The sequence below is a fragment of the Pseudoalteromonas aurantia genome (assembly GCF_005886875.1).
GTDB classification, from domain to species: domain Bacteria; phylum Pseudomonadota; class Gammaproteobacteria; order Enterobacterales; family Alteromonadaceae; genus Pseudoalteromonas; species Pseudoalteromonas aurantia_A.
On record NZ_PNBY01000248.1, the window covers coordinates 1 to 283 of the forward strand.

The 283-nt window shown below is 48.1% G+C and carries 1 pseudogene; it reads left to right on the top strand.

What is annotated here, in order from left to right:
• Positions 1-283: pseudogene (gene thiH, locus CWC18_RS20855) on the top strand (2-iminoacetate synthase ThiH); the annotation flags it as partial.

The following is a 283-nucleotide window of genomic DNA, read 5'->3' on the forward strand; positions in this document are numbered from 1 at the left end:
ACCCTCAGCATGGAAGAGCTGGATCGTGAACTGCAAGCTATTAAAGCCATGGGCTTTGATCACATTCTGCTAGTGACGGGTGAAGCTGAAGGAACCGTCGGCACCGAGTACTTCAAAACCGTACTTGAAAAGGTTCGACTCTACTTCTCCCACATCACTCTGGAAGTCCAACCGCTGGACCAGAATGATTACGAAGAACTTATGGAGTTAGGTCTTGATGCGGTTCTGGTCTACCAGGAAACCTACAACCGTTCTGCTTATGAGAAATATCATCTGCGTGGCA